Below are 8,248 nucleotides of genomic sequence, written 5' to 3' on the forward strand. Positions count from 1 at the left end.
TACGAGGGCGGGCCCGCATGAGGGCGGGACCGTACGAGGACGGGACCGGCTAGCCGCCCGTCCTCGTCCGCGGCTCCGAGAGGAGCCCGAAGACCGCGCCCTGATTGTCGGCGACCACCGCGATGCGCCCGTACGGGGTGTCGAAGGGGTCGGCGGTGACCCGGCCGCCGAGGCGCTGCACCATCGCCACGGACTGGTCGCAGTCCGGGACGGCGAAGTACGCGAGGTAGTGCGCGGGCATGATCTCCGGGAAGGCGTCGGTGATGAGGCTGCGCCCCAGGACGGCGGTCTCCGAACCGGCCGCGGTGCCCGGCGGCGACCAGACGCGGTACTCGATGCCCGACTCGTCGTCGTTCTGGTCCTCCGGGACGTAGCCGAAGACCTTGGCGTAGAAGACGTCCACGGCGTCGCGGGCCCGGGTGTACACCTCGGACCAGCAGTACGTGTAGGGCTCGTTCTGGGCGTCGAAGCCGTGGTGGGTGCCGGGCTGCCACAGCCCGAAGACCGCCCCGCCGGGGTCGGCGGCCATCGCGGCGGTCCCGTAGGGGCCGACCGGCATCGGGTCCATCACCATCTGGCCGCCGGCGGCGCGGATGCGCTGCGCGCAGGCGTACGCGTCGGTGGTGTAGAGGTAGATCCCCCAGACGGTCGGCATGCGGCCGTCGGGCTTGGGGGCGAGGGCGGCGACGTTGCGGCCGCGGCTGTAGGCCTGGGTGTAGTGGCCGTACTCGGCTCCCGCGCTGTCGGCGAAGGTCCACCCGAAGAGCTCACCGTAGAAGCGCTTGCCGGCTTCCACGTCCGGCAGGGAGGCGTCGACCCAGCAGGGTGAGCCTTCCGCGAATGCGGCCATGAGCCCGGTTCCTTCCGTTGTGCGGGGGTGTGCGAGGGTGTGCACCCTCCGCGCACGTTCTGCCTCGCTCGCCCAGCCATGTCCTCCGGATCATGATGTGCCCGAAAACTTGTCCACAGCCTGTTGATAAGACTATTCGGGGGATAGGGTCCGAACCCGGACGGCGCGCCCGGGGCGCCCGCCCGGCCGGAATCGGTCGCGGCGACGGGTCGGGACGGGCTTACGCCCAGGCCAGGCGTCCCGTAACCCCATTTGCAGGCGGCCGAATCGCGCGCCGATCACCCCTCGGTAAGCTGACGGCATGACAGGACAAGTACGCACCGTCGACGGCCGCGTTGCCGGCCGGCGCGGTCAGGCGACGAGGCAGAAGCTGCTCGACTGCCTCAGCGAGATGCTCAGCTCCTCGCCGTACCGCGACGTCAAAGTGATCGACGTCGCCCGCAAGGCCGGTACCTCCCCCGCGACCTTCTACCAGTACTTCCCGGACGTCGAAGGCGCCGTCCTGGAGATCGCGGAGCGCATGGCCAACGAGGGCGCGCAGCTGACCTCGCTGGTCGAGGGGCGCGCGTGGGTCGGCAAGGCGGGATGGGCGGCGGCGGAGGAACTCGTCGACGGCTTCCTGGAGTTCTGGCGGCGCAACGACGCGATCCTGCGGGTCGTCGACCTCGGCGCGGCCGAGGGCGACAAGCGGTTCTACAAGATCCGCATGAAGATCCTCAACTCCGTCACCAACTCCCTCACGGAGTCGATGAAGGAGCTGCAGGCCAAGGGCAAGGTCGACAAGGACATCAGCCCGGCGGCGATGGCCGGTTCGCTGGTCGCCATGCTGGCCGCGGTCGCCTCGCACCAGAAGGGCTTCACCACCTGGGGCGTCAAGCAGGCGGAACTGAAGCCGAACCTGGCGCTCCTGGTCCACCTGGGCATCACGGGCAAGAAGCCCACGAAGTAAGCGGCGGACCCCCACCGGGTCCGCCGCGCCTTCGGCGGCCGCTCGCGCCGCCGCCTTCACCCCTTACAGGGCCTCAACCCCCTTGCGGGACTTCTGCCGTGATCAGCGACGCTCCAGGCGGAACAACCGGATCTCGCGCTCGATGCGCGCCTGGTACGCCGCGTACGGCGGCCAGAACTTCAGCACCGCCTGCCACGCCGCCGCGCGTTCCTCACCCGCCAGCAGGCGGGCGCGTACGGCGATGTCCTGACCCTTCCAACTCACGTCGGCGTCAGGGTTCTTGAGCAGGTTCCCGGTCCATGCCGGGTGTCCGGGGCGGCCGAAGTTCGAGCCGATCAGGATCCAGCTCGCCCCGTCCTGCTCCGGCATGCACGCGAGCGGGGTGGTGCGCGGTTCGCCGGTTTTGGCTCCCTTGGCGGTGAGGATCACGCCGGGGAGCATCTGGGCGCTGAGGATGACCTTGCCGCGGGTCAGCTTGTGCACCGCCTTGTCCATGGCGGGGATGAAGTGCGGTGCGATCTTGGCGAACAGCATGGTCGAGGAGACCTTCTGCATCAGCTTGACTCCGGGCGCCATCAGACGGCCACCTTCTCGTTCCGTGGGGCGGGGGCAGGGGCTGGTGCGTGCACGGGGGCGGCGGCAGGAGCGGGGGCCGCGGGGGCGAACAGCCCGGCGGCTTCCGCGGCGTGGGCGCGCAGCCGGTGGACGGGGCCGAAGAGCAGTTCGTCGGCGGCCGCCCGCTTGAAGTAGAGGTGCGCGTCGTGCTCCCAGGTGAAGCCGATGCCGCCGTGCAGCTGGATGGCCTCGCCGGCGGTGATCCGCAGCGCTTCCAGTGCCTGGGCCAGGGCGAGTCCGCCCTGCTGCGGGTCCCAGGCGGCGTAGTAGGCGGCCGAGCGGGCCGCCTGGACCTGTACGTAGAGGTCGGCGAGGCGGTGCTTGACCGCCTGGAACGAGCCGATGGCCCGGCCGAACTGCTCGCGCTGCTGTACGTACTCCACGGTGCGGGCGAGCGCCTGCCCGGCCGCGCCGACCGCCTCGGCGGCCAGGACGGCGGCGGCGCCGCGTCCGGTGGCGGCGAGGGCTCCGGCCACGTCGACGTCCTCGCCGCCGCCCAGCAACTCCGCTTCGACATCGCGGAGTTGGACCCGCCCCTGCGGGCGGGTCTCGTCCAGGGTGGTCTGCCGCGCCCGTACGAGGCCGGGCGCGTCCTCCCGTACGAGGAACAGCAGGGTGCGGCTGCGGGCGAAGCCTCCCGTGTGCGCGGCGACCAGCAGCAGCGAGGCGCTGTGCCCGTCGAGCACCTGGGCGACCTCCCCGTACAGCCGCCAGCCGCCGTCCACGGCGCGGGCCTGCACCCCGCCGGCCCGGCCGCCGCCGGCCCAGTCGCCGGGGGCGTTGTCCCCGGTCAGCGCGAGGGCGGTGGCCAGGGCGGGGCCGGGTACGGCGAGCGCGGCGGTGAGCCCGCCCGCCGCGAGCGGCGGGAGCAGGGTGGAGCGCTGGGCGTCGGTCCCCAGAGCGGTGATCAGCGGCACGGCGAGCACGGCGGTGGCCAGCAGTGGCGAGGGCAGCAGCACCCGCCCGGTCTCCTCGCAGGCCAGGGCCAGGTCGGCGGGGGCGCAGCCGACGCCTCCGTACTCCTCGGCCACGGCGATGCCCGGCAGTCCGAGCTGCCGGGCGAGCTGCTGCCACAGCTCGCGGTCGTGTCCGGCGGCGGTGCGGACGGCGGCCTTGACCTCGTCCGGGCCGCAGCGTTTGCCCAGGATCTCGCGCAGGGTACGTCGCATCTCGTCCTGCTCCGCGGTGAAGGCGGCATCCATCGTCGGGCTCCTCCCCGTATCTGACGGGCCGTCATGTTAGGGCGAGCGGCGCCATAAGCACAGGGGGCGGACCTCCCGAAGAGGGTGAAGGGGATTCGAAGGCGGGGGTCCGAAGGGGGCACCTCTAGCATCTGACGGTACGTCAGTTGTACCGTCGGCTCCATGCCTGCCACGCCTGGACCCCTCTCCGCCTCCGCCGCCACGGCCACCACCGGCCCTCAGGCCCGGCCCCGCCGGGTCGCCGTCGTCGGCGTCGCCCTCTCGGACTGCGGCCGGGTGGACGGCCCCACCCCGTACGCCCTGCACGCGCAGGCCGCCCGCCGGGCCCTGGCCGACTCCGGCCTGGACCGCTCGGTGATCGACGGCTTCGCCTCGGCCGGACTCGGCATCCTGGCGCCCGTGGAGGTCGCCGAGTACCTGGGCCTGCGCCCCACCTGGGTCGACTCCACCTCGGTCGGCGGCTCCACCTGGGAGGTCATGGCCGCCCACGCCGCCGACGCCATCGCCGCCGGCCACGCCAACGCCGTCCTCCTCGTCTACGGCTCCACCGCGCGCGCCGACATCAAGGCCCGCCGCCGCACCTCGAACCTCTCCTTCGGCGCCCGCGGCCCCCTGCAGTTCGAGGTCCCGTACGGGCACACGCTGGTCTCCAAGTACGCGATGGCCGCGCGCCGCCACATGCACGAGTACGGCACGACGCTGGAGCAGCTCGCCGAAGTGGCCGTGCAGGCACGGGCGAACGCCGCCACCAACCCGGACGCGATGTTCCGCGACCCCATCACGGTCGACGACGTCCTGTCCTCCGGGATGATCGCGGACCCCTTCACGAAGCTGAACTGCTGCATCCGCTCGGACGGCGGCTGCGCCATCCTGCTGGCCGCGGAGGACTACGTACCGGACACGGCCAAGGAGCCCGTGTGGATCCTCGGCTCCGGCACCGCCGTCTCGCACACCACGATGTCGGAGTGGGAGGACTTCACCGTCTCCCCCGCGGCCGTCTCGGGCCGCCAGGCCTTCGCCCGCGCCGGGCTCACCCCGGCGGATGTGGACCTGGCCGAGATCTACGACGCCTTCACCTATATGACCCTGGTCACTCTGGAGGACCTCGGCTTCTGCGCGAAGGGCGAGGGCGGCGCATTCGTGGAGAAAGGCCGCCTCCTGCGGGACGGCGAATTCCCGGTCAATACGGACGGCGGCGGACTCTCCGCCTGCCATCCCGGCATGCGCGGCCTGTTCCTGCTCGTCGAGGCGGTACGCCAACTCCGCGGCGAGGCGGGCGAGGGCCAGGTGCGCAAACGCGGCGGAACCCTCCCACAGGTGGCCGTCGCCTCGGGCACGGGCGGCTGGTTCTGCTCGTCGGGCACACTCATTCTCGGACGGGACTGATCATCTTGTCGGTGCGGCTGCGTAGGCTCCCGGAGGGGCCGGACACCTCGGTGTCCACGGCCCTTACGGGGAAATCCAGCCATCACGGGGAACTGACTTGATATCGAACCTGCTGCGGCGTTCTCGCGCCGCTCTCGCCGTCACCGTCGCGACCGGCGCGCTCATCGCGGTCGGCGCACCGGCCCAGGCCGCACCATCCGGGCCGCCGACCCTGGCCGCCTCGGCCTTCCTGATGGACGGCACCACGGGCGCCACGCTCTCCAGCAAGCTGGGCGACACCAAGCGCGAGGTCGCCAGCACCACGAAGATCATGACGGCCTACGTCGTCCTCACCACGCCCGGCCTCAACCTCGACAAGCGGGTCACCGTCCAGCAGGCGTACCTGGACTACGTCAGGGACGAGGGAGGGAGCTCGGCCCACCTGAAGGCCGGCGCCACCCCGACCGTCCGCCGGCTGCTGTACGCGATGATGCTGCCCTCGGGCTGCGACGCCGCCTACGCGCTCGCCGACACCTTCGGCTCGGGCACGACCAGGGCGGCCCGCACCAAGGACTTCATCGCGAAGATGAACGCCAAGGCGAAGACCCTGGGCATGGCCAACACCACCTACGACAGCTTCGACGGCATCTCGCCCGCGGGCAAGGGCCTCTCCACCGCCCGCGACCTCGCGAAGCTCACCCGCGCCGCGATGAAGGTCACCACCTTCAAGTCGGTGGTGAAGACCTACTCCTACAGCAGCGACGGCACGTCCACGGACACCAAGTGGCTGAACAGCAACCTGCTGATCAACCCCACCAACGGCTACCGGACCCCGGGCGCCATCGGCGTCAAGACGGGTACCGGAACGAAGGCGGGCCAGTGCCTCGTCTTCTCCGTGACCCGCAACGGCAAGACCGTCATCGGCGTCCTGCTGAAGTCCGACGACCGCTACCCGGACGCGATCAAGCTCACCGACTGGGCCCTCGGCCCGGCCGCCGGCGCCCCGGCCAAGCGCAGCGTCGAGCGCATCCCGGACGTCCTCGACTGATGTCGTGACGCCCCGACGCCCTGATGTCGCGACATCCACGGGGGCGCTCCACCCGACCTCTCCGGCCGGGCGGGGCGCCCCCGTTCGTCATCCCTCGCAGCGAGGCCGGGCACGGGCCACGTACGCAAACACCACGAAACGGCCCACAGAGGGCCATCACCCCCGCCACGGGGAGCTGTTCCGCTCCTCCGGCACCCTCAATCCCGGACGCGACCGGTCTCCTTTCCGGGCGGGCTGCGTAAGCTCCCGGAGGGGCCGGCACCCAGGTGTCCACGGCCCCTTCGGGGAATCTCCAGCCATCACGGGAACTGACTTGATATCGAACCTGCTGCGGCGTTCTCGCGCCGCTCTCGCCGTCACCGTCGCCACGGGCGCGCTCCTGACGGTCACCTCGCCGGCCAACGCGGTCGCCGCGCCGCCGACGACCGCCTCCTCCGCCTTCGTGCTGGACGCCTCCACGGGCGCCACGCTCACCAGCAAGGCGGGCGACACCAAGCGTGAGGGGGCCAGCACCACGAAGATCATGACGGCTCTGGTCGTCCTCACCAGGTCGAGCCTCGACCTGGACAAGAAGGTCACGATCCAGCAGGAGCACCTGAACTACGTCGCCCGCGAGGGCGCGAGCTCGGCGTACCTGAAGGCCGGCGCCACCCCCACCGTCCGCCAGCTGCTGTACGCGATGATGCTGCCCTCGGGCTGCGACGCCGCCTACGCGCTCGCCGACACCTTCGGACAGGGCTCGACCAGGGCGGCACGCGTCCAGAGCTTCATCTCGAAGATGAACACCAAGGCTAAGGACCTTGGGATGACCAACACCCACTACGACACCTTCGACGGCATCTCGCGCGGCAACAACTACATCACCGCGCGCGACCTCGCGAAGCTCACCCGCACCGCGATGCGCTACACCCACTTCAAGGCGATCGTGAAGACCACCGCGTACAGCAGCGGCGGCACGTCCACCGTAGCCACGTGGAAGAACACCAACCTGCTGATCCAGCCCCGCCCCGGCGGGTACGCGGTCCCGGGCGCCATCGGCGTCAAGACCGGCACCGGCACGGCCGCGGGCAAGTGCATCGTCTTCGCCGCGACCCGCAACGGCAAGACCGTCATCGGCGTCCTGCTGAAGGACGAGGAGCGCTACGCGGACGCGATCAAGCTCATCGACTGGGCCGCCGGCCCGTCCACCACGTCGACGCTCCAGCGCAGCATCACCGAGCCCATCCCGGACGTCCTCGACTGATGTCGTGACGCCCTGACGCCCTGCTGAAGCACGCAGACGTCCACGGGGGCGCTCCGCCCGACCTCACCGGCCGGACGGGGCGCCCCCGTTCGGTCTTCCCGGTGTGCCGCCAAGGCCGCGTGGTGTTCGATTGAGACATGACGAGCGACGTGAGCAACGTGAACGACTTCCACACCACCCTGCACTCCCTGCGCGTCTGGGACGGCCCGCTGCCGTCCTTCGACACGGCCACCGCACCGGCCGACCCGCTCGACCTGTTCCGGGAGTGGTTCGTTCACGCCGCCAAGGCGGGGCAGCCCGAGCCGCACACGATGAGCCTGGCGACGGTGGACGCGCACGGCCGGCCCGACGTACGGACGCTCATGCTGCACGACGCCGACGAGCGCGGCCTGCACTTCGCCTCGCACTCCACCAGCACGAAGGGCCGGCAGCTGGCCGGGCAGCCGGCGGCGGCGCTGGGCTTCTACTGGCCCGCGGTGGCCCGCCAGATCCGCATCCGGGGACGGGTCACCGCCTGCGACGCGGCGGAGAGCCGGGCCGATCTGGCGGCCCGCACGCGAGGGGCGCTGGCGGCGGCACTGACGGGCCGCCAGAGCGAGGTGCTGGCCTCCCGCGAGGAACTGGCCGCCGTCGCGGCGGAGTCCTGGGAACGGGCCGGCGCGGAGCCGGACGCCCCGGCACCGACCTGGACCCGGTACATCCTCGCCCCCACGGAGATCGAGTTCTTCCAGGGAGACGCGACCCGCCAGCACACCCGCCTCCACTACACCCGCACCCCCACCACCCCGTGGACCCGCCACCTCCTGTGGCCCTGACCTACCTCTCCGACCGCCAGGCGGGGTTGAGGACCGAGGCTGGGCAAATCCACCCGTCCGGCGCTTGAGGACCGGGTCTGGGCAAATCCAGCCGTCCGGCGCTTGAGGACCGGGGCTGGGCAAATCCAGCCGTCCGGCGTTTGAGGACCGGGGTCTGGGGC

The 8,248-nt window shown here is 71.5% G+C and carries 8 protein-coding genes; 5 read left to right on the forward strand and 3 right to left on the reverse strand.

Annotated elements, in window-relative coordinates; genetic code table 11:
* Positions 1-49: 49 nt before the first annotated feature.
* Positions 50-850 (reverse strand): VOC family protein, encoded by an 801-nt coding sequence (locus tag ACFWBW_RS25440; RefSeq protein WP_385376505.1) that lies wholly within the window; start codon positions 848-850, stop codon positions 50-52.
* A 301-nt stretch (positions 851-1,151) separates the two neighbouring features.
* Between ACFWBW_RS25440 and ACFWBW_RS25445 the strand changes: the two genes are divergently transcribed.
* A complete protein-coding gene (locus tag ACFWBW_RS25445) occupies positions 1,152-1,799 on the forward strand; it encodes a TetR family transcriptional regulator (RefSeq protein WP_385376508.1) in 648 nt (215 codons plus the stop codon).
* Between the two features lie 102 nt (positions 1,800-1,901).
* Here ACFWBW_RS25445 and ACFWBW_RS25450 read toward each other — a convergent pair whose 3' ends face one another.
* Together ACFWBW_RS25450 and ACFWBW_RS25455 are read right to left on the reverse strand one after the other, a co-directional pair.
* Positions 1,902-2,375, reverse strand: a complete 474-nt coding sequence (locus ACFWBW_RS25450) for a nitroreductase family deazaflavin-dependent oxidoreductase (protein ID WP_327253356.1) — start codon at positions 2,373-2,375, stop codon at positions 1,902-1,904.
* The gene (locus ACFWBW_RS25455; protein ID WP_385376511.1) at positions 2,375-3,616 is read right to left on the reverse strand and encodes an acyl-CoA dehydrogenase family protein; all 1,242 of its coding nucleotides are present in this window, start codon (positions 3,614-3,616) and stop codon (positions 2,375-2,377) included. The genes ACFWBW_RS25450 and ACFWBW_RS25455 overlap by 1 nt, the downstream gene beginning before the upstream one ends.
* 162 nt (positions 3,617-3,778) lie before the next feature.
* Between ACFWBW_RS25455 and ACFWBW_RS25460 the strand changes: the two genes are divergently transcribed.
* The 4 genes from ACFWBW_RS25460 (at position 3,779) to ACFWBW_RS25475 (ending at position 8,087) form a co-directional block, all read left to right on the forward strand.
* Positions 3,779-5,002, forward strand: a complete 1,224-nt coding sequence (locus tag ACFWBW_RS25460; RefSeq protein ID WP_385376514.1) for an acetyl-CoA acetyltransferase — start codon at positions 3,779-3,781, stop codon at positions 5,000-5,002.
* 97 nt (positions 5,003-5,099) lie between these two features.
* On the forward strand, positions 5,100-6,029 hold the full coding sequence (locus tag ACFWBW_RS25465; RefSeq protein WP_385376517.1) for a D-alanyl-D-alanine carboxypeptidase family protein: 930 nt from the start codon (positions 5,100-5,102) through the stop codon (positions 6,027-6,029).
* 313 nt (positions 6,030-6,342) lie between these two features.
* Entirely contained in the window at positions 6,343-7,272 is a 930-nt protein-coding gene (locus ACFWBW_RS25470) for a D-alanyl-D-alanine carboxypeptidase family protein (RefSeq protein WP_385376520.1), read from the forward strand.
* A 137-nt stretch (positions 7,273-7,409) separates the two neighbouring features.
* Entirely contained in the window at positions 7,410-8,087 is a 678-nt protein-coding gene (locus ACFWBW_RS25475) for a pyridoxal 5'-phosphate synthase (protein ID WP_385376523.1), read from the forward strand.
* The last annotated feature ends 161 nt before the right edge of the window (positions 8,088-8,248 follow it).

This window comes from Streptomyces sp. NPDC059957, assembly GCF_042730015.1.
Taxonomy (GTDB): Bacteria; Actinomycetota; Actinomycetes; order Streptomycetales; family Streptomycetaceae; genus Streptomyces.

Excerpts from the sequence above, each read along its gene's own strand:
- ACFWBW_RS25440 (WP_385376505.1), bottom strand. The coding sequence starts at position 850 with ATGGCCGCATTCGCGGAAGGCTCACCCTGCTGGGTCGACGCCTCCCTG.
- ACFWBW_RS25445 (WP_385376508.1), top strand. The coding sequence starts at position 1,152 with ATGACAGGACAAGTACGCACCGTCGACGGCCGCGTTGCCGGCCGGCGC.
- ACFWBW_RS25450 (WP_327253356.1), bottom strand. The coding sequence starts at position 2,375 with ATGGCGCCCGGAGTCAAGCTGATGCAGAAGGTCTCCTCGACCATGCTG.
- ACFWBW_RS25455 (WP_385376511.1), bottom strand. The coding sequence starts at position 3,616 with ATGGATGCCGCCTTCACCGCGGAGCAGGACGAGATGCGACGTACCCTG.
- ACFWBW_RS25460 (WP_385376514.1), top strand. The coding sequence starts at position 3,779 with ATGCCTGCCACGCCTGGACCCCTCTCCGCCTCCGCCGCCACGGCCACC.
- ACFWBW_RS25475 (WP_385376523.1), top strand. The coding sequence starts at position 7,410 with ATGACGAGCGACGTGAGCAACGTGAACGACTTCCACACCACCCTGCAC.